Source organism: Enterococcus sp. LJL99 (assembly GCF_054871725.1).
Genome location: NZ_JBTXLT010000011.1, coordinates 67,516 through 89,765 on the forward strand (window position 1 = coordinate 67,516; position 22,250 = coordinate 89,765).

The following is a 22,250-nucleotide window of genomic DNA, read 5'->3' on the forward strand; positions in this document are numbered from 1 at the left end:
GAAATTAGAAAGGAATGTAAGATGAACTATTGGAATCGAGCATTATGTAGTGTAACAAGAAGAAAAGGGAAATCATTGATTTTATTTGCAGTTATCTTTGTTTTAGGAAATGTAATCGCAGGAGCAATCGCAATTCAACAATCTACAACTAATGTAGAGAAAAAAATCAAAAATCAATTAGGAGCGATAGCGACTGTTGATCTTGATATTAACAAATTAATGAATGAAAGTTCAGATGGCGGAATGGAAATGCCTAAAGGTTTATCAGTCAAAGATGTTGAACAAATTGGCTCTTCACCCTATGTCAAAGAGTATGATTACAGTATAACCGGACAATTATTTACGAAAAAATTTAAAAGTTATGAACCTGAAAGTACTGGAAATGCAACAATCATGACGAATGCTGGTGGAAATAGTATTTTTTCACTTAAAGGAACGAACCTAGAGGAGTCACTTGAGTTTAAGGAGAAAAAATTAAAATTACTTGAGGGACGAAATTTTACTAAAGAAGAAATCGATAATGGCAAAGCAGTTGCACTGATTTCAAAAAAAGTAGCAGATGCTAATGGTGTGAATGTTGGCGATCAGGTTGTTCTTGATAGTGTAGGGCTTAACTACAAACAAGATGGAACTTCAGAGGAAGCATATACACAAGATCATCCGGTTGAAATTATTGGGTTGTATGAACCAGTCAGTGTAGAGCAGAAAAAAGGTGAGGATGAAAAGCAAAACTTTCAACAACAATTAATGGAAACCGACAAGTTTAATGTTCTATATCTTCCTAATAAAACGGTGACGGCAATTAATCAACTGGAGTTTGATAAAGGTCTTGAAACAATGCCGGAAAAATTTAAAAATGCTGATGGCACAGATATTACCGAATATGAATCGCAAATTACACCAACCTATATTTTAAAATCACCAGAGGATGTAGATGCATTTAAAGCGGAAAATAAAACACTGATTCCTGATTTCTATAAACTTAGTGTTTCCACAGATCAATATGATCAAGTGGGTGGAACAGTTAAAAAAATGTCAGAAATTTCAGGATATGTTGTTCTTTTAGCAATTGGCGCGAGCTTGTTGATTATTTCATTAGTGGTTGTTCTATTTTTACGTGATCGTAAACATGAACTGGGCATCTATCTATCGCTAGGTGAACAAAGAAAATATGTCGTTTCACAAATCTTGCTCGAATTAGTCTTAGTTAGTTTAGTAGCAATGTGTCTATCTTTAGTCACAGGGAATCTTTTAGGCAAAACAGTTTCAGAGTCAATGATTGCTAGTGATGCACTATCACAAGTACAAAGCGGTGGAGAACAAGAGATGGGAGGTATGATGATAATGGGTGGTGGTAGCTCCTTATCAAGTAGTTCTTTATCAACTGAAGCTGTGACTGAGGCTTATGAAGTTAAATTCTCAATGAATTACATTTTGACTTTCTTGATTGCTGGTATTGGTACCATTTTCTTATCGGCAATTTTACCTCTAACTTATATTATACGATTAAATCCAAAGAAAATAATGATGTAGGAGGGAAAAAGAATGTCAATTTTACAAACAAACAAAGTTAATTACTTTTACCAAGATGGTGAGAAACGTAGAGTAATCTTACAAGATACGTCAATTTCTTTTGAAAAAGGACAATTTTACACAATTTTAGGACAATCGGGCTCAGGTAAAACAACATTTCTTTCATTAATCAGTGCGTTAGATCAACCTAAAAGTGGTGAAGTTCTTTTCAATGGTCGAAATATTAAAGAAATAGGTTATGAAAAGTATCGTAGAGATGATATAAGTATTATTTTTCAAAGCTATAATCTGGTTCCTTATTTAACAGCTCTTGAGAATGTATTAGTAGCCATGTCAATTACCGACAATAAGTTATCAGATGACAATCGAGCAATTGCTTATAATTTATTAGATTATATTGGGATCAATAAAACGAAAGCAGATCGTCTTGTAACTCAATTATCTGGTGGAGAACAACAACGGATTGCGATTGCTAGAGCTTTATCTACAAATGTAGATGTTATTTTAGCAGATGAACCAACTGGAAATTTAGATGAAGGGATGGAACAAGAAATTGTTGATATTTTTCATGATTTAGCAATTACGCATAATAAATGCGTCATCGTTGTCACGCATTCAAATGAGATTGCTAAACAGTCAGATAAAACGTATTATCTAAAGCAAGGTGAGTTGATGCTGAATGAGTGATTTCCTTTCCAGTTTTAATAAAAATAACTATAAAGATACTAAAGAGAAAAAACAAGCAGGACAAGATAAGAGGGAAGAATTATCTGAAAAACAAGAATCAGATCAGCAGACATCTTATGATCGTCTAGTAGAAAAAGTCGAAGGTCAAACAACAGCTTCGCAATCGGAATTTGGTCCTAAAAATGTAGTGCCAGAAACTGTTGAAATAGAAAAGACAGAAGAACCGAAACCCGAATTCGAAGAGAGTATGCAAAGACCAAGTCGGCGACAACATTCTGAAGAGCATACTGAAACAGATCCTACGTATTCTAAAAGAAAAAAAAGAAAAAGAATGCTGATTGGTTTAGGAGCATTACTTGGAGTGGGCTTGCTTTTCATTTTTTATTACCAAAGCACCCATATAAAATTACCAGATTTTAAGGGAAAAGAATTGGCTGAAGTTCGTACTTGGGCTACCGAAAATAAAGTAACGTTAAAAATTGATCAAGAATATGATTTGAAAAATGAGGCTAATCGTATTATTTCGCAAAAAATCGCTCCAGGTAAAAAAATTAAAAAAGGGTCTAAATTTACGGTAAATGCTAGTTTAGGTCCAGATCCAGAGGAAAAACTAACTTTACCAGATTTTATGACGATGAGTAAAAAAGAGGCCGAAAAATGGCTCAAAGAGAATCAAGCGACGAATCTTTCTTTGGTCGATCAATATAGTGAAACAGAAGAAAAAGGTAAAGCGTTACGCTTTGAAATCGTAAATAAAGATGTTAGCAAAGAAAATTATAAGCGTAAAGACAAAGCAAATGTGTATTACTCAAAAGGCAAGGAAACCTTTGAGAAAAATATCTCCGTCCCAGATTTTTCTAAAAAGACAAGAGCTGATGTAGAGAGTTGGGCAAAAAACAATGAAATTGAAATGACATATGAAGAAGATAGCTCAGCAGATATTTCTTTGGATGGGATTATTAGTCAAAGTATTCCCAAAGATCAAAAAATTGCAAAAAAAGAGAGTATGAGTGTAAAAGTTTCATTAGGAAAAGGTTTTGTGATTCCCAATTTTGCTGACTATACATTTGAAACGGCAGTGAATGCAGTGGAAGGAGTTTCAGTCCAAGCAAAAAGTGTTTTTAGTGAAACGGTACCATATGGACAAATCATCTCTCAAAGTATTGAAGCTGGAACTGAGTTAACAAGTAAAGACGAGTTGAAGGTCGTTGTTTATTATTCTGCAGGACGTCCCTTCCTAAAAGATTTAAGAGGGAATACTGTAGAGGGAGATTTACAAAAGTATTTCTTTGAAGAGTTTCAGTCGAAAGGCGCATCTATCGATTATACGATTAGATACGTTGATTCTGATCAACCAAAAGGAACAGTTGTTGGTATGAGTACCTTTAGTCAATATATTCCATTAGAATATACGGCAACGATTGATATCAGTTTAGGAAATTTAGGAAATGCAAATGATTTTTCAGCGAAAAATGCATCAAATTCAGATAGCGGCAGTCAACAAATTGAATGAGGCTGAGAAAAGTAGCTAACTCAGTATGAACCTCCGGCTTATTCTAATAGAAATAGAAGCATACATTTTTATATAAAATAAGAGATTAGGACTGAAGTGTTTATCTCTAAGAAATAAGCGACAACTCACGAAAAATGTTTTTCAAATTTTTGTGAGTTGTCGCTTATTCGTTTTTTAGATCATAAAACCAAAGTGGTTTTTACTTTTGATTCACCCACTTATTTCTACTTGATTGATGCTGAATTATAAAAAAAGAAATAAATTGAAAATATAAAAAATATCCAAAAATATATTTCCGGACTATGTTAATAAAAAAAATAGCGGAAACTTTGCTTTTTAATGCGATAAAAATCGATTATTAAGTCAATTTATCAAAGTTTTTACTAGTTCATATAAAATGTTGAAAGATAAATACATATAGACATGATATAATTTTTTAAAAGGATGATTTTTTAGGGGGTGGTAGAATAGATGATAAAAAGGGGCGATATTTTTTATGCGAACTTGTCACCAGTTGTTGGATCTGAGCAAGGAGGGATTAGACCAGTACTAATCATTCAAAATAATAAGGGGAATTTGTTTAGTCCAACGCTAATCGTTGCACCAATAACTCGAAATATTAAAAAGAAAATGCAGCCAACACAAGTAAAGGTAGAAATCCTTCATGATAACAAGCTGACACCTTCTTTAATTTTATTGGAACAAATTAGGACACTTGACAAAGAAAGAATTCTTCACAAAATCGGAAAACTCGAAGAAAAAGATATGTTGAAGGTGAATCAAGCACTAAAAATAAGCATAGGAGTTTGATTAAACAACATCAAAACTCTATAGTAAAATACATATGTTTGTTGGTAATTGTGAAAGGACAAGCGAATTTAAGGAGTACTAAAGGTTTATAAAGGAATATGAAAAATAGCAGAGCCAAGCGTTGACGTTCGAAAAGGGGAATCGACCGTTAAATACATTAGAGGGATTGCTTTTATCAGTCTTCTATGATAAAGTATCTTTCATGCGACGAGTTGACGCAATCAGATAGCTTCAGCTATTCCGTTTTTACGGCAAGTGATTGACTAGACAGCAGAGGCAAAGATGAGAAAATCATCACTACCGGATTGTAGTTGTCGGATAAAAACTTTTGTGGAGAAGGTTTATCTATTTATATTTTATATAAATACTGCGGAAAAAAGAAGATTTCGATCTTCTTTTTTTTTATGATTTTTTTATCTAATGAGTCGTCTTTGTAAATACTTGATAATCATATTTTTTATGCGGCTTATTTCAGGTTTTAGGAACAGTGAAACCAATTATTTTTAGTTTTATTTCTAGTTAATCGATTTTTGATGATTCTTCTCCTTTTTTTTTCTGGTTATTTTCATTATAATAAAGAGAAGGATTTCACTTAAAAATGAATCAGTAAATTTAAGACTTGCAAAAGGTCTTCTTTTTTAGATTTAATGAGTGAGCGAATGTGGGAGGAAGCAGTATGACCAATGAAAAAATTTGGCAAGCATTAGACGATGATATGCTAAAAGAGAATATTCGTAAACGTCCTAGTATGTTTATTGGAGCTGTTGGCGAAGCAGGTCTGCAAAGCATGGTGATACAGAGTTTGGATGATTTATTGTCTTTAGCTTCTGATTTAAAAAGAACTAAACTAGCAATTGAACTTTCAGAAAATCAGCTCATTTTCACTCTTGAATCAGAAAAAGAGTTGTTATTAAATAAAAATAAGGAAGGATTCTCTACACCATACTTATTTTTGACTATTGTCAATGCATTTTCAGAACAGATGGGGTTTAGTATTGAAACAAATGGCCGCAGAACGATTAAAATTTATCAAGCTGGTCAATTGAAGAAGAAAGCATTGATTCCTTCTGAAGAAACATTTCATCGTTTAGAGCTTGCTTTTACGCCAGATGAAACGGTTTTGGGAACAAAAAAAATGCCTTATTTTGTCTTATTAAACCGGTGTCAACAATTGACGATGTTAAATAGTGGCTTGAGTATTTCATTGACTAATAACCAAGATCAGAAAAATGTATTTCACTATAAAAAAGGATTGATTGACTACATTTTTCAAAAAGATGATCGTATTACGCGAGGGAGCGAACCTTTATCTTTTAGTATTGAAAGTGAAGGAGTCACAATTCAAGCAGTTATTTCTAAAAATAGTTCAACAAGTATTGCAGATAGTTTTGTTAATGGACATTTACCAGCAGATGGGGGAACTCATTTAGATGGTTTTGTTCAAGGGACAGTCGATGCTATTAATCAATTTTTAAAAGAAACCAATCGTTTGCAGTATTTGACGACGAGCAATTTTTCCGAACGTTTTGATTTTGTGTTATCTATTCAAGTCAAGCGTCCGAGATATACAGGCGCAATTAAGAAAAAAATTAGAAATCCAGAGTTATATAAAATAGTTCGTGAAGCAGTTTTTGAAGAAGTAACTATTTTCCTGAAAAGACACCCTGCGTGGTATTTAAGTTAAAAGGGGCGAGATTGAGGTATGCAAATTTTTATTGATGGGGATGGTTCTCCTGTAAAAGACATTACTATTGAAGTAGCTCAAACACAGCAACTAGAAGTAATTATCGTGACAAGCTTGGATCATTATACAAGCAAGGAATATCCTAAAAATGTTTCATTTGTTTATGTGGACAAAGGGGCAGATGCAGCTGATTATAAAATTGTCCAATTGATTCATAAAGGAGATTTACTAATCACGCAAGATTATGGCTTAGCCTCCTTAGTTTTGCCAAAGGGGGTTCGAGTGTTGCATCAGCTAGGTTATGAATATACAGCTGATAATATGGATCAACTTTTGGAACAACGCTATTTTAGTGCAAAAGTCAGAAAGAGTGGTGGTCGGACGAAAGGCCCGAAAGCTTTCTCTAAAGATGATGAGCAAAACTTCAAGAAGCAGTTGCTACAAATGATTGAGACGGATTAATTTATCTTGTAGCTGCTACTAATTTGAACTTATTTTTATTTAATTTAATTGTTTCTACTCGAATTCATGCTTTTATGCTAAAATATGGAGGAACAATTTTTCAGATATATTCGAATTTAAGAAACTTAATGTATAAAGGAATCTAGGAGGAAGAGCATTTGAAAGTCATTTTATTATATGGTGGTAGAAGTGAAGAGCATGATGTTTCGATTCTATCCGCTTTTTCAGTTTTAAATGCAATTTATTTTGATTATTATCAAGTTCAACTTGTTTTTATTAGTAAAGAAGGTCAGTGGATTAAAGGACCTTTATTGACTGAAAAACCAGAAAATGAGTCTGTTTTGCGACTTAATTGGTCTAAAGAAGGGAAAAAAAGCAGTTGGGGAGAATTTACTGGTGAAATCATCATGCCATGTGAAATCCAAGAAGACAATGCGATTGTATTCCCTGTATTACACGGTCCTAACGGTGAAGATGGAACTATTCAAGGATTTTTAGAGACAATAGGATTACCATACATAGGTGCTGGTGTTTTAGCCAGTGCGAATGCAATGGATAAGATTATGACCAAATATTTATTACAAACAGCTGGAATTCCTCAAGTGCCGTTTGTTCCAGTTTTAAAAAGTAATTGGAAAGAAAACCCGCAAAAAGTATTTGAACAATGTGAAGGTTCATTATTGTACCCTGTTTTTGTCAAACCAGCGAATATGGGTTCAAGTGTCGGAATCAGTAAAGCTGAAAATCGTGAAGAATTGCAATACGCCTTAGAAGAAGCGTATCGCTTTGATTCTCGGGCAATTGTTGAACAAGGAATTGAAGCGCGTGAAATCGAAGTAGCTATTTTGGGAAATGAAGATGTGCGTACTACATTACCAGGTGAAATAGTTAAAGATGTTGATTTCTATGATTATAATTCCAAATATATTGATAACAAAATCACGATGCAAATCCCTGCAGAAGTACCCATCGAAGTAGCTAAAAAGGCACAAGAGTTTGCTAAAAAAGCCTACACTATTTTGGATGGTAGTGGTTTAAGTCGGTGCGACTTTTTCTTAACGAGCAAAAATGAATTGTTTTTGAATGAGTTGAATACGATGCCAGGATTTACTCAATTTAGTATGTATCCTCTTCTTTGGGAAAATATGGGCTTAAAATACAGTGACTTGATTGAAGAGTTGATTCAATTAGGGTTAAATAAACATAAACAAAGACAAAAATTCTTTGAAAATAACTAGCTCACTATAGAAAATGATTGAGAAACTTGAGAATTTCAAAATCTTTAGTGGAACCAAGAAGAAAAAAGTAACGTTAAGCTTGACGCGCTTGCTTGGTACCTAACAATAGTAATAATTAATTTCAGGGGTGCTATTCAATTTATTAATTTAAGCTGGTAGAATTTGTTGATTGTTCACTGTATTTTTCTGATAGAACACACAATTAAACATTATTTTAATTGAGCGAATCATTCATCTCCTGTTTTTGTTTGTTGCAGAAGGGTTCGCTCCATTTTTTATTTAAGGAGAAAAAGAAATGAAACTTACAATGACTGAAGTAGCTCAAGCAGTTAATGCTGTAAATAAAGAGCGTCAATGGGCAGATTTGGAAATCACTGGGATAGAATTTGATAGTCGCTTAATTAAGGAGGGAAATCTATTTGTTCCTTTGAGTGGAACAAATGATGGGCACTCATTTATTGATGGAGCAATAAAAAAAGGAGCGATAGCTGCTTTTTGGCAAGCAGATAAGGAAGCACCTGCCGATTTTCCTGTAATTAAGGTTTTGGATACGTTAAAAGCAATGCAAGACTTGGCTGTCTACTTTTTAAACAAAATCCAGCCAACAGTGATTGGAATTACTGGCAGTAATGGAAAAACAACGACTAAAGATATGACCGAAGCTGTGTTAGCGCAAAAATATCATACTTACAAGACACAAGGCAACTACAACAACAATATTGGCTTGCCTTATACGATTTTACATATGCCGGATACGACAGAAAAATTAATCCTTGAAATGGGAATGGATCATGCAGACGAGATTGCTTTTCTATCTAAATTAGCAAAACCACAAATTGCTGCTATTACAATGATAGGAGAAGCACATATAGAAAACTTAGGGTCAAGAAAAGGGATTGCTGCTGCCAAAATGGAAATAGCGGAAGGGTTAGCACCAAACGGCCTTTTAGTTTTACCAAATGAAGAACCGTTACTTAAGTCTTATCGCTCCAATTTATCGCAAGAGGTGAAAACAGTTGGTTGGTTATCAGATGCAGACTATCAAGCTGAAATTATTTTAGAAGAAAAAGAACGAACTGAATTTAAAATCAACAATTTACCAGAAATTTTTTCTATCCCAGTTTTAGGTAAATACAATGTTGGGAATGCATTGATTGCGATTGCTATAGGTCAAAAATTAGCAGTACCTATCGAAGAAATCCAAAAAGGTTTAGCGAATTTCAAACTAACTAAAAATCGTACAGAATGGATAAGCATTGCAAATAATATTGATATTCTAAGCGATGTGTACAATGCTAATCCAACGGCAATGAAACTTGTTTTGGATAGTTTTAGCAAAATGAAAACAACTGGTAAAAAAATGGCTGTTTTGGGCGATATGCTTGAATTGGGTCCTGACTCTAAAAAAATGCATGAAGAAATAGGCAATCATTTAGAACCAAGTGAAATAGCAGAAGTATTTTTATATGGTACGGAGATGAATCATTTATTTATAAAACTAAAAGAAAAGTATCCTGAGAACCAAGTACATTATTTTTCTGAAAATAGCAAAAGTAGTTTAATAGAAGCGCTAGAAAAACATCTGGAAACAAATGATATGATTGTTTTAAAAGCCAGTAATGGTATGGGATTAAGCGAGATTGTAACTCACTTGATAGATGAAAAGTAAAATTTCATAAAACTTGCTGAAAATGCAAAAGTGTGCTAGAATTACCTATTGCCGAAAGATTGAAGTAGCAAGATGGAGAGCGTATTTTAAATAGAAGATTTTCTATCATAAATAAAGAATAAAAAAGCTGAACGACCTCGTTTGGCTTTTCTAGTGCCTAGAGGCTTCATGAGGTGGATTTTTCGGTAAAACCAATTAGAAAATAACAACCAAAAGTGGTGTGACTGATGGGAAAGCGGAACATTTTCTAGATTGGCGAAAGTAAAATCACCTAAAGAAGTTGTTGTAAAGCAGGTTGGAAAAATGCAATCTTTTTACACAACATACGATCAGTTTTAAAAAGAAAAGAAACAATTATTTTAGGAGGATATCATTTGAAATTTAAAGAACTTGGATTAGAAACAGAATTACTCAAATCAATTGAACGTTCAGGATTTGAGGAAGCAACACCGATACAAGAGGAAACAATCCCGTTAGCAATCGAAGGGAAAGATGTAATTGGTCAAGCGCAAACAGGAACAGGGAAAACAGCTGCATTTGGCTTACCTATGTTACAAAAAATCGATACTAAAAACCATGCTCTACAAGGCTTAGTAATCGCTCCGACTCGTGAATTAGCGATTCAAACACAAGAAGAATTGTATCGCTTAGGTCGCGATAAAAAAATTCGTGTGCAAGCAGTATATGGTGGTGCTGATATTGGTCGTCAAATCCGCGGCTTAAAAGATCGTCCACATATTGTTGTCGGAACACCAGGACGTTTATTAGATCATATCAATCGTCGTACCTTGAAACTTGAAACAGTTGAAACACTTGTTTTAGATGAAGCTGATGAGATGTTGAATATGGGCTTTTTAGAAGATATTGAAAAAATTATCTCTAAAGTACCTGAAGAACGTCAAACATTACTATTTTCTGCAACAATGCCGCCTGCGATTAAATCGATTGGTGTTAAATTCATGAAACAACCTGAACATGTTAAAATCAAAGCAAAAGAAATGACTGCTGATTTGATTGATCAATACTATGTTCGTTCAAAAGATTTTGAAAAATTTGATATTATGACTCGTCTATTAGATGTTCAAACACCAGATTTAACAATTGTTTTTGGACGTACTAAACGTCGTGTAGACGAATTAGCTCGTGGCTTAGAAGCTCGTGGCTATAAAGCCGAAGGTATTCATGGTGATTTGTCTCAACAAAAACGGATGAGCGTTTTACGTTCATTTAAAAATGGTAATTTAGACATTTTAGTTGCGACAGATGTTGCTGCACGTGGCTTAGATATTTCAGGTGTAACGCATGTATACAACTATGATATTCCACAAGACCCAGAAAGCTATGTTCACCGTATCGGTAGAACTGGACGTGCCGGTAAAGGCGGAATGTCAGTTACTTTTGTAACACCAAATGAAATGGGTTATTTACACGTTATTGAAGAATTAACGAAAAAACGTATGACCCCATTACGTCCACCAAGTGAAAAAGAAGCATTTAAAGGACAATTAGGAGCAGCAATCGAAACAACAGAAGAAAAATTAGCAGAAAATGGCTTGGAAAAATATTTACCATCTGCTGAAGCGTTATTAGAAAAATACTCTGCTGAAGATTTGACTGCCTTATTGCTTAAAACTATTTCAAAAGATCCTGCAGACGCCGTTCCAGTAAAAATTACACCAGAACGCCCATTACCTTCAACTAAAAAAGGTTTCAATAAAAATGGCCGTGGTGGCGGAAATAGCCGTAACCGTAACAATGGTGGCGGTGGTTACCGTGGCAATAAGAATAATAAAGGTGGCGGCTTTAATGGTGGCTACAACAAAAATAAAGATAATCGTTCAGCGAAACGTCATAATGATAAAAAACGTAGCTTTGTCATTAGAGACAAATCAAATTAATACCGATTTAAATAAAAAAGAGCAATCTTTTTAGAAAATATCCCTTTTGGTGACTCTTTATTCAGTTTTAACAGGTTGAGACAAAGTGTTTAGCCTTGAGAAGTTAAAAGAAGGGTTGAAACAAAGTCGTTTGATTCAAGTACGTTCAACGTTACCTAAAAGAAGTTGGGATAAAAGCGTTTATTTCCGAAGGAGCTGCTTTTGTCCCCGCTTGATGAGTTATTGAATCTTAAGTGATTATCAGTAATGAAGACTTTTGTTACAGCCTCACCAACTTCTTTAGCTTATTTTTGAAAAGCTTGCTTTCGATCACCGTCTATCAGAATTTAGAGTTTGAGATAAAACTAGTTTTTAGTTTGTCCCAAGCTCTATTTTTTTCTAATTATGTGAAAAAAGTAAAGAAATTTGTTAGAATAAAAATGATTTATAAAAAAGAATAAAAGGAAGTTAGAAAATGATTAAGGGAATTGGTATCGACATTGTTGAACTTTCAAGGATTGAAAAAATTATCAATACTAAGTCTTCTTTTGTCAAACGTGTTCTAACAATCAATGAATATCAACTTTTCGAAACGCTACCTCACAAACGCCAAGTTGAATTTTTAGCAGGACGTTTCGCTTGTAAAGAAGCGTTTTCCAAAGCGCTTGGAACGGGCATTGGAAAAGTGGGATTACAAGATATAGAAGTTTTAAAAGAAACGACTGGTGCTCCCAAAGTGACCAAAGCTCCTTATGAAGGAGCGATTTTTGTATCTATTTCGCATACAGAGAATATGGCAATCGCACAAATTATTTTGGAGGAACAAGACTAAATGAATGTCTATTTTTCCATATTTAAATAGATTTTTAGTAGAAAGAAGGCGGACTATGGCTATAGGATGGCACCGACCAACGAAACTGATAATTGATACTACGGCAATCAAGGAAAACGTACTCAATGAAGTTAACCGCTTACCTGAGGATGTAGAGCTATTTGCAGTAGTTAAGGCAGACGGTTATGGACATGGCGCTGTTGAATCGGCAAAAGCGGCAAAAGCAGGTGGCGCAACTGGTTTTTGTGTAGCTATTTTAGATGAGGCGATTGAATTGCGAGAAGCAGGAATCACTGATCCAATCCTTATTTTAAGTGTTGTGAATCCAGCTTATTTGGAACTAGTTCTTAAGTATGATTTGTCAATCACTGTAGCGACCTTAGAATGGTTGGAAGAAGCAAGTGAGCATCTTATGAAGGATGCGAATTCAAACGCCTTAAACGTCCATTTAAAGGTAGATACAGGAATGGGGCGCATTGGTTTTACGGATTTAATAAGCGTACAAAATGCAGTTTCGTTTATTCAAGAAAATGATAAAATGAAATGGGAAGGTATATTTACTCATTTTTCGACTGCAGATGAAAAAGATAACACTTATTATGAAACGCAAGCTGCACGTTTTAAAGCTGTTCTGGCTTCTCTAAAAGAACTGCCCAAGTATATCCATGTTGGGAATAGTGCAACTGCACTTTGGCATGCTGAGTGTCTTGGGAATATGATTCGTTACGGGATCGCTATGTATGGGCTAAATCCTTCGGGAACATTATTGCCAGATGTTTATGAATTAAAACCTGCACTAAGTTTGGTATCAGAGTTGATTCAAGTAAAATCAGTTCCGGCTGGAAAAGGAATCGGCTATGGAAAAACGTATGTAACAGAGAAAGAAGAGTGGATTGGAACGATTCCAATTGGTTATGCAGATGGCTGGTTACGTCACTTACAAGGTTTTTCTGTCTTGGTTAATGGCGAAAAATGTGAGATTATTGGTCGAATTTGTATGGATCAGTGTATGATTCGTCTAAAGGGTCCCGTTGAAATTGGTACGACTGTCACATTAATTGGAAAAAATGGTCAAGAAATAATCACAGCACAAATGGTCGCAGAAAAATTAGCCACTATTCAGTATGAAGTTGTTTGTATGTTTTCTGAGCGTGTACCTAGAGTTTATAAAATAGAATAGGAGGATCGGAATGGTTAGAAGGGGTGACATATATTTTGCAGACTTATCCCCTGTAACAGGTTCGGAACAAGGCGGTGTACGTCCTGTATTGGTTGTCCAAAACAATCTTGGCAACCATTTTAGTCCGACGATTATTGTTGCAGCAATCACAGCCAAAATAGCAAAGCCAAAATTACCCACTCATATTGGAATCAGAGCAAATGAAACTGGAATTGAAAGAGACTCAGTCATTTTACTTGAGCAAATAAGAACCATTGATAAATCGAGACTAAAAGAAAAAGTTTGTCACTTAAATTTAACAATCATGAATGCGGTCGATCAAGCATTGAATATTAGCTTAGGAATTGTGGAAATAGAAGTGGGTGTTGAAGAAAAATTAGATACATAGAATAAAATGAGCGGTTTATTCTTTTAAGATTTACATAGTTACTCAACTATAAAGAAACCAGTCAGTAAAAAAAATATATGTTGGGTAAAAAATGAAGAACGCTGGGTTAAATGGTCAAATAACATTTTAATTCATTTTTGATAAAACAGAAAAAAATATCAAATTTACTAATAAAATGATTGTCAAAATGTCGAAATACTTAATCTATTGTCTTTCAAATTCAGCAAAATCGTTGAGAAAATAGAAATTATTTTTTTAGAAAAATGAACAAATCGAGCCTTTAATTTAACTAAATTCAAAAATAATAATAGAAAAGCACTGAAATCTGATATTATTTGCGACTTTTATAAAAAAAAGTTGGCAAGTTTAAAGCGTAATGTTACAATAAAATATGTATAATCAGGTGAAAATTGGATAATTTCCAAAATATGGAGTTATGTAATGTTTTTTTATTATGGGATAAAGGGGTTTAGATTTAATGATAATCTTCATGTGTGCCTTAGCAGTCATTACGCTTGTGTTATTAAGTTATCTACTATATATTCGACTGCAGTTAGAGACTTTGGATTCTGATAGTCTGAAAATGAAGCGAAAAATTAATTTTTACAAGTATCAAGAAAATAATCGTTCACTAGTTTTGTTGATGATTACAGCTATTGTTTTTTGTTTATTATTTATTGGAATTTTATACAACCAAAATACATTAAGAAAAGACAACAAAGATTTAGAACAACGATTAGAAGATTTAAGAGAAATTGGTGGAACAGCCAGTGCAAAAATTGAAAGTTACAAAGAGGGATCTTTGAAATTAGCGAAGTTTCCTTGGGACAAAGTTGTAGAAAGCCAAGATAGTACGACGAAAAGAAGTTATGAAATTCAACTTTCTAGAGATTTACAGCCATTTTTTGGAGAACCTAGTGTAATTATTGCAAATGGTAAATCGACAGAATCATTGACAATTTCGGTCTTTACAGCTACTTTAAATTTTAATGAATATAAAACTGTAGAGAAAAATGTTACAATGATTGTTGACGAATTGAATAAAGTAGCTGCAATAACCACAATTGATTTTAATATCACTTATCGAGATGAGAGTAATACCTTATCAAAAGCAGCGTTTGTTTATTCAAGAAATGAAAAAGAAGATAACTTAGAAAAAGTAGAATTAGATAAATAAACTGTAATAACTAAAAATGGGGTGGAGCAAAAATGGCGAAAAGACGATTAATAAAAAAAATCAACGAAGTTTCTGATGAAGAGTTGACACAAGATGTTTCATTTACATCTGAACCTGAAACTGAGCCGATCGCAACAAATACAAATAATCAATTAATTAAAGAACAAGAGCAAGAGATTAAACGTTTGAGGGAACTTATTGAAGAATATCGCTTGCAAGACAGAGATTTTGAGCAAAATAGAGAAGAAAATTTCAGACTATCTCAACAAAATAAGCAGTTAGCTTATAAAATCGAAAATAATCAAGATGAAATTGAATTACTTAGAGAAAAAAATAGTGGGTTAGAAATTCAACTTTCTGAAAAAGAAGCAGCGATTTTTGATTTACAAGAAGTAAAACAATTATCTTCAGATTCTTTATCTGAAATCAATTTATTACATGCACAAATCAATGAATTAAAAAATAGTAATGAAGAAAATCAAGAAAGAATTGAGTTTTTAGAATTAGAGTTAGTTAAGAAAGACGAAGCTCTAGAAGTAGCGATTCAAGCAAAAGAAAAGGAAATTGGTGCATTACAAGAAGAATTAACTACCCGAGAAACAATCGGAGAAAAACAAGAAGCATTGGAGACGGTTAAAATGGAACTAGAATCATTAAATCAACAACTTTCTATGACAACGAAAGAAAAACAAGAATTAGCAAGTGAAATTTCTGTTCTCCAAAGCAAAATGCAGCAATTGGAACTTGAAAACCAAAGACTTAAAGAAAAAGAAACAGAAATTATTTCTGAGCAAGAAACATCAATTGACCAAAACCGTTTAGATGAATTGAAAAAAGAATTAGAACAAACTTTGAGAGAAAAAAGTGAACTTGAAATGAACTTAGGTCGTATTCAAGGCATTAACGATAAGTATTCAATTCAAAAGAATGTCTTCGAATCTGAAATAGCTGTTTTAAAAGCAAACTATAATGATAAAGAGACAGAACTTGAAAAAGCGAAAGCAGAAATTGCCTCAATGCAAACACTTTCGAATGAAGGTGGAGTGAAAGGAGATCAATTAGCTGAGTTATTGCAAGCGAAACAACAAATCAATGATTTATTACTGAAAAATCAATCATTGCAAGAAGAAGCACTGAAATCACAACAAGAAATCGGGGAAGTAATGGTTTCTGCTAAGAAAGAAGCAAACAGAATTATTAGTGAAGCACAAGTTGAAGCGAAACATATGATTAATTCTGCTGAATTAGAAATGTTGAATATCGGAAACCGTGCGAAAAATATTTCTAATGAAGTTGAAGAATCTAAAAATGAAGTGATGACTATTTACCGAGAATTGGAAGAACGATTAGGTAAACTTTCTCGTTTAGACAAAAATTAAGTAAGGATAAAGGAGAAACAAGATGAAAAGAATGAAAGTAAAAATGGTTTTGTTCTTTTCTTTTTCGATTGCACTAGGAGCAATAGCTGGCTTTGTTCATTCTGCTTCTTCATTGATCGAAGCATCTGCACCAAGTAATCCAGGTACGACCGTAGCACCAGCTACAGGTCCAGAATCAGAGAAAAAGAAAGAACAAGCTACAACTGTTTCAACTAGTAAAGAGAATGACAATCAAGTCTCTCAAACGAAAGAAGCACCTAAAAAAACGAATAATGTAGAATCTGATCAGACATTGTGGGAAATTGCCCACAATAATGGTTTGACTCTTCAAGAGTTAATGAATCGAAATCAATTGACTAGTACCGTGATTGTTGAAGGGCAAGAGCTAATTATAGAAAAATGATTACTCTGTAAAAAAAATATCGCTAATTTTTTACTAATTGAATATAAATGTCTGGCAAAAGCTAACTCTACTAAAGCAGTAAATCACAAAAGTTTGGAAAATCAATTTTGTGATTTACTGTTTTTTTCCAGGTGTTAAAAAAGCTAGATTTTAAAAAATACCGAAAACATTTGGATTGGAAAATGTTTTAGAATTAGAAATCAGAAATAAGAGATAATTTTTATATGGAAAAATGGACAGTACTCTGCTATCATTAATCCTATAGTGATAGATAAGGTAGGTATTTGAGGTGAAAAATGAATAAAGAAGCAGATTCCTTCAAAAAAAATTCAAATAGACAGAATAAAAAAATACATAGAACAAAAAATAATCTCAATGAGGAGACTTCTGCTAAAGAAAGAACTATAAGAAAGAAACCTCAACCAAATAGGAAAAAAAGAATTTTAAATGAGGAAGTAAACAAGCCAACTTCTAAAAAGACCGTAATTAATCAAGCTGGTCCTGCTAGAAAAGCTGTAGGTCAAAAAAAGAAGAAAAGACGAAAACTAACGCCTGAACAAATTGAAGTGTTAAGAAAAAAAAGAAGAAAAGAGATTATCATCGAGGTTGTAAAGTTTATAATCCCGATATTGATTGTGGCAACAATAGTCTTTTTCTTTATTTTAAAAACGTCTTCTCATATGGTTGACGGGAATTCAATGAATCCAACGCTCCATGACAAAGATCGGGTAATCGTAACCAGAACAAAAGATCCTAAAAGGTATGAAGTAATTACATTTAAACCACCCGTTAAAAGTGATTATCAATACGTGAAAAGAATTATTGGGATGCCTGGTGATTTGATTTCTACAGATGGGCATTTCTTATTTATCAATCATCAAGCTGAAAGCATGCCTGAAGAACTTGATTACTCTTCCGCGAGCGAATTACCAGATGGAACGATAAAAGTAGATATTTCTGATAAAGTATTTGAACAGTTATCACCGTTGAAAAAAATTCCTGATAATCATTATTTCGTTTTAGGAGATAATCGAAACAATTCTAGCGACAGTAGAGAATTTGGTCTCGTTGATGGAAATTCGATAGAAGGGGTTGTTTCTTATCGTTTTTCTCCTTTTAAAGATATTGGTAGAATAAGGTAAGGAAAGATTTGAATCATTCATTTTTAATAGATAAGCGATAAATCACAAAAATTATTGTATGAATTTTTGTGATTTATCGCTATTTTTATGGAGATACCTTTTGTTTCTGATGACAAATTAAGAAGATAATAATTCTAAAATTGAACGAACTATCAGGGAGATTTAGAGAATTTCTGAGATTCTGATTGTTTTATGCCGTTTGTTCTATCTGCTTTTATATGGGTGTGAGATTTTTAAGTTAAATCTATTGTCATTTCAAGTTTATTTTTTGTTATTTTTATTCATTCTATATGAATGAAAAAACAATGGTATTTCGATTTTATATAATAATATTTTCATTTGCATACAATTTTGATAGAGAAAAAAACTCTTTTTTTTTACAAAAAAAGCCGGAATTTGCTTAAGAAGTAAATAAATTTCTTGAAATTTCGGCTAATATTTTATATTGATCTACTATTTGTAGTGCTTTTTTTAGTAAGTATCAAAAATTTGTTTCATTTGATAAAAGGAGTTACAATTGTTTATGAAAAAGAAAGCTAACCTGTTTTAGGCATCAATAGCATATGTTTTATAAAAATTAAAATAGTTTTGTCCTTAAACCATCAAAAAGAACAATCGAAAAAAATATTAAAAAAATGTATTTTTCTCATCAAATTTAAGAAAATAAGAGAAAAAAGAGAGGAATCTCTATTTAAACGATGGTATAATTTTTATTAGGCTAAAGAACTAACGATTATCAATCAACTGAACAATGAACTTTTCAATTTCCTGCATGTCATAGTTATTGCCTATATCTGAAAAAACATACATGAGTTCTTGTTTTTCAGCTAGTTGTTCGTTGTAAATATTTGAAAGTAAAATGTCATAATGGTGATCTTCTTGGATAAGTTCTGCTCGAATCGGGTATTTATGCCCTAAAACATTCAGCAAGTGTTGGATTACGAGCTCACCAATAAACGGATTTAGTGAATGATTCACACCAATAGTGATTTTTTCTTCATTTAATTCAGCTATATGATTTAAAATGATTGTATAGTTAATCTCGGTAAATTTATTTGCATAATTTTCTTTGTCTTTTCCTTGATCGAATTTTTTAGTGGCAATCTCCATCAGCTCTGTTACTTCATTACCAGAAAAAGGATGACGATAGGCATTGACAATTGACTTGATTGTCCAATTATCAAAAGGCAAAATAAAGCCGTCAAAATAATAAAGCTGAGAGTGAAATTGGAAAAGTAAATTTTCAATATAAGCTAAGCGAGAAGAAGAAGCATAGGCAGATAAATAGCCCTGTTGCTTTAAGTATTTTAAAATAATCTTATTCATATAGTTTAAATACGAACTTTCTTTACGCTGACGTTCTGCTAATTTAAATGAAAATGAAGAATTGGCAGAAAAATTATGCATAGAGCAAAAGAAATCATAAAACATATAGGCTTCGTAAATAGTGTATGGACGATCAATTTTTTTCATATATGTATATAAAGCCATGTTGATTTCTTCAAACAACGGTCGATCAGGGTAGTCATAGTTTGGACTAATGATTGGATTATACTCTGTGGTCATTCTTCTAAAAGAAATCTTCATCCACAGTTTGATTTGTAAAATTTCAGTTGGATCAAATGAAATACTTAGACTTTCTTTTAAGATTTCAATAAAGCCAAGATACTGATTGGCTGTTTCTTTTTCTAATTCAGCTTTATCTTCAAATAAAAACCAGAAAAAATTGAAGAAGAAAAATCTGATTTGCTTTTCTTCACCTACTAGTTTACCTCTCTTGACTTGTAAACGAAATTCTTTCAGTAGGTCATTAAGTTCAATTATCTTCCGGTAATAGGTAGCTGAACTGATTGCATAAGTTAATTGAAAATAATCGCAACTTAATTCACCTTTTAAAAATAATTGATTAACCATTTGAAATTTTATAGATTTATCTAAAAAAAGTACAACTACTTTTTTTAGTTGAAAGTCAGGTTCTTTAACTAGAGTGATGTTTTCGTTCTCAGTATCCACTTTTACTTGATCATCAATACCATTTTCTTCTAAAAAACTTTGTAGGAATGAAAGGTATTCATTTAATGTTGGAGAACTAATTCGAAATTCATTTACCAACTCATTTTTTGTAGCTTTTCCATTATTATTATACAAAAAAAGTAATATATCATTCATATAATCAAATGGTTTTTCTAAAAAATCCCGTTTTAGCATATTAGACACCTCATCTTAAGGATACTTTATTCGTGACAAAATGGCAATACGCAAGTTAAAAGAAACCATTGATTTATTGAGTTATCAATTTAAAAAATAAATAAATTTAATTAAATACTGATAAACTATTGATTAAAAGAAGTAACAATATGAAAGGAGAGGAGAATTTATGCAAGTAGCAATCATTGGAGCTTCACATGGTGGCATTCACGCAGCTTTAACATTAAAAAAATTATCTCCTAAAACCGAAGTTTATTTGATAGAAAAAAAATCTGAAGTAAGTTTTATATCTAATGGAATTGTTTTGCTGATGACACAGCAAATCGATGAATTAGATCAAGCTAGATATACTACGATAGAAGATTTAAAAGAAAACGGTATTCATGTTTATTCAGAGTCTGAAGTACTAGAGATTTGTAACGAAGAAAAAAAAATTATCTACCAAGATAATGTGGGAAATAAATTCAAATTAGATTATGATAAATTGATTGTAGCGACGGGTTCAAATCAGTTTCATACGAATATCACGTTCCCTGATAACGATCGAGTGATGGTTTTTAAGGATTATCCTAGTTCAATTAAGGTTCTAGAAAAAATTTCAAATTCTTCTGTAATTTCAATTATAGGTGGCGGTTACATCGGAGTGGAATTGTGTGATGCGCTAAATGATATCGGTAAAGAAATTCATTTAATTGAAAGCGCTGATTCAGTATTGTTTCGTTATTTAGATAAGGAAATAGCAGGGTTGATTGAGCAAAAAATCAAAAAATCAGGTGTTATTCTTCATTTGAATGAAAATGTGATTAGTTTTGAAGACACCAATGAAGATATGTTCATAACGAAGACGACGAAGCAAGAAATTGAAAATGATTTTGCAATTGTGGCAGTAAATGCACGTCCAGAGTCTAAACTAGTCAAGGATTTTTTAGAAGTCAATTCAAATGGAACAATTCGTGTGAATGACTACATGCAAACGAGCGATCCCGATATTTATGCATTAGGAGACGTTGTTTCTTACCCAAGACAAACCAGTTACCAACATTCGTTTATTCCTTTGGTTAATAATGTGACAAGGAGCGCTACTGTTGCAGCTATGAATGTCCTTGGACATCATTATTTGGCGTATGGAACGACTCAAAAAACAACGGCTACTTACATTTTTGGTTCATATATAGCGAGTACGGGATTAACAGAAGTTGAAGCGAAATTTGAAGGGATTGATACAGAAAGTATCTTTTTGACATTACCCTATCAGTTTCCCTATTTGAAAAAACAAGATGAAGTACATATTAAACTTGTATTTGCGAAAGGGACCCACAAAATCATCGGAGGCCAGCTGATGTCTGAAAAAGATATTACGCAATCAGTAAACACCCTTTCATTAGCAATCGAAAAAGAAACAACGTTAGATGAGCTTGTGACGATGGATTTTTATTTTAATCCAATGATTAACCAACCAATGGGACTAATCAGTCGAGCGGCCTATGAGTTTCTAATTGAAAAATATAAAGATTAATATTTTTAATAAAAAATAGGGGCTAAGGAATGGAAAGTAATTGATTTTTTTTTTGAGTTTAACATATAGTTAACTTTTCTTGAAAAATAAATTGTCAAAAAAGTTTCTTGTTAATGATTTACTAAAATAGATTGAAATGGTATTCTTTACTAAATTTAGTTATAATAAAATAAAATCTAGGAGGAATATCACAATGAAAGAAGAAGACGTTTATTCATTTATTTTGAATTATACAAAACCTGAATGCCAAGATGAAATGAAACAATTATTAGATGATTTAAAGAAAAGAAATGATTCAGGTCATTTAAATAAGCTATATTTAATGAGTATTGGAACGCGAGCGATGTCTTATATAAAACCTGAGCATGTAAATGAAGTAAAGGATGTTGTTTTTACTTTTTTGAATAAATGAATAGTGTATGTAGAGTTACTTAAGCAAACTTTTGGAAAAGGTTGGGATTTTCCAAAAGCTACTGGACTAAATAAAGGAATAGGCTAAGTATTCATTAATCAAATCATTTGTTTCTAAATAATTCCATCTATCATAATGAA

Annotated in this window: 19 protein-coding genes; 18 read left to right on the plus strand and 1 reads right to left on the minus strand. The window is 32.6% G+C overall.

Annotation, left to right across the window (positions count from 1 at the left end):
• Positions 1-21: 21 nt before the first annotated feature.
• From ACYSNW_RS14780 to lepB, 16 genes are all read left to right on the plus strand, one after another.
• Positions 22-1,533, plus strand: coding sequence for an ABC transporter permease (locus ACYSNW_RS14780; RefSeq protein ID WP_461745737.1), 1,512 nt, complete (start codon positions 22-24; stop codon positions 1,531-1,533).
• Between the two features lie 12 nt (positions 1,534-1,545).
• Positions 1,546-2,220 (plus strand): ABC transporter ATP-binding protein, encoded by a 675-nt coding sequence (locus ACYSNW_RS14785; RefSeq protein WP_461745739.1) that lies wholly within the window; start codon positions 1,546-1,548, stop codon positions 2,218-2,220.
• On the plus strand, positions 2,213-3,733 hold the full coding sequence (locus tag ACYSNW_RS14790) for a PASTA domain-containing protein (protein WP_461745741.1): 1,521 nt from the start codon (positions 2,213-2,215) through the stop codon (positions 3,731-3,733). The genes ACYSNW_RS14785 and ACYSNW_RS14790 overlap by 8 nt, the downstream gene beginning before the upstream one ends.
• Before the next feature lie 471 nt (positions 3,734-4,204).
• Positions 4,205-4,543, plus strand: coding sequence for a type II toxin-antitoxin system PemK/MazF family toxin (locus tag ACYSNW_RS14795; RefSeq protein WP_461745743.1), 339 nt, complete (start codon positions 4,205-4,207; stop codon positions 4,541-4,543).
• 676 nt (positions 4,544-5,219) lie between these two features.
• Complete coding sequence (locus ACYSNW_RS14800) at positions 5,220-6,227, plus strand: hypothetical protein (protein ID WP_461745745.1); 1,008 nt, start codon at positions 5,220-5,222, stop codon at positions 6,225-6,227.
• Positions 6,228-6,245: 18 nt separating this feature from the next.
• Positions 6,246-6,689, plus strand: a complete 444-nt coding sequence (locus tag ACYSNW_RS14805) for a YaiI/YqxD family protein (protein ID WP_461745747.1) — start codon at positions 6,246-6,248, stop codon at positions 6,687-6,689.
• A 158-nt stretch (positions 6,690-6,847) separates the two neighbouring features.
• Entirely contained in the window at positions 6,848-7,927 is a 1,080-nt protein-coding gene (locus tag ACYSNW_RS14810) for a D-alanine--D-alanine ligase (protein WP_461745749.1), read from the plus strand.
• Between the two features lie 295 nt (positions 7,928-8,222).
• Entirely contained in the window at positions 8,223-9,596 is a 1,374-nt protein-coding gene (locus ACYSNW_RS14815) for a UDP-N-acetylmuramoyl-tripeptide--D-alanyl-D-alanine ligase (RefSeq protein ID WP_461745751.1), read from the plus strand.
• 374 nt (positions 9,597-9,970) lie between these two features.
• A complete protein-coding gene (gene cshA, locus ACYSNW_RS14820) occupies positions 9,971-11,494 on the plus strand; it encodes a degradosome RNA helicase CshA (RefSeq protein ID WP_461745755.1) in 1,524 nt (507 codons plus the stop codon).
• 454 nt (positions 11,495-11,948) lie between these two features.
• On the plus strand, positions 11,949-12,305 hold the full coding sequence (gene acpS, locus ACYSNW_RS14825; RefSeq protein ID WP_461745757.1) for a holo-ACP synthase: 357 nt from the start codon (positions 11,949-11,951) through the stop codon (positions 12,303-12,305).
• A 55-nt stretch (positions 12,306-12,360) separates the two neighbouring features.
• Positions 12,361-13,485 carry an alanine racemase gene (gene alr / locus ACYSNW_RS14830; RefSeq protein ID WP_461745759.1) on the plus strand — a complete coding sequence of 375 codons (1,125 nt, stop codon included), beginning with the start codon at positions 12,361-12,363 and terminating at the stop codon, positions 13,483-13,485.
• A 10-nt stretch (positions 13,486-13,495) separates the two neighbouring features.
• A complete protein-coding gene (locus ACYSNW_RS14835) occupies positions 13,496-13,873 on the plus strand; it encodes a type II toxin-antitoxin system PemK/MazF family toxin (RefSeq protein WP_461745761.1) in 378 nt (125 codons plus the stop codon).
• Positions 13,874-14,351: 478 nt separating this feature from the next.
• Entirely contained in the window at positions 14,352-15,050 is a 699-nt protein-coding gene (locus ACYSNW_RS14840) for a hypothetical protein (RefSeq protein WP_461745763.1), read from the plus strand.
• Positions 15,051-15,082: 32 nt separating this feature from the next.
• Complete coding sequence (locus ACYSNW_RS14845) at positions 15,083-16,429, plus strand: hypothetical protein (protein ID WP_461745765.1); 1,347 nt, start codon at positions 15,083-15,085, stop codon at positions 16,427-16,429.
• Positions 16,430-16,451: 22 nt separating this feature from the next.
• A complete protein-coding gene (locus ACYSNW_RS14850) occupies positions 16,452-16,832 on the plus strand; it encodes a LysM peptidoglycan-binding domain-containing protein (RefSeq protein ID WP_461745767.1) in 381 nt (126 codons plus the stop codon).
• Between the two features lie 296 nt (positions 16,833-17,128).
• The gene (lepB, locus tag ACYSNW_RS14855) at positions 17,129-17,974 is read left to right on the plus strand and encodes a signal peptidase I (RefSeq protein WP_461745769.1); all 846 of its coding nucleotides are present in this window, start codon (positions 17,129-17,131) and stop codon (positions 17,972-17,974) included.
• Between the two features lie 726 nt (positions 17,975-18,700).
• Here the strand turns inward: lepB and ACYSNW_RS14860 are convergent.
• Positions 18,701-20,182: a helix-turn-helix domain-containing protein gene (locus ACYSNW_RS14860; protein ID WP_461745771.1), complete on the minus strand. Its 1,482-nt coding sequence runs from the start codon at positions 20,180-20,182 to the stop codon at positions 18,701-18,703.
• Between the two features lie 169 nt (positions 20,183-20,351).
• Here ACYSNW_RS14860 and ACYSNW_RS14865 point away from each other — a divergent pair, with 169 nt between their 5' ends.
• Positions 20,352-21,698, plus strand: coding sequence for an FAD-dependent oxidoreductase (locus tag ACYSNW_RS14865; RefSeq protein ID WP_461745773.1), 1,347 nt, complete (start codon positions 20,352-20,354; stop codon positions 21,696-21,698).
• Between the two features lie 193 nt (positions 21,699-21,891).
• Positions 21,892-22,110, plus strand: coding sequence for a hypothetical protein (locus ACYSNW_RS14870; protein WP_461745775.1), 219 nt, complete (start codon positions 21,892-21,894; stop codon positions 22,108-22,110).
• Positions 22,111-22,250 lie beyond the last annotated feature (140 nt).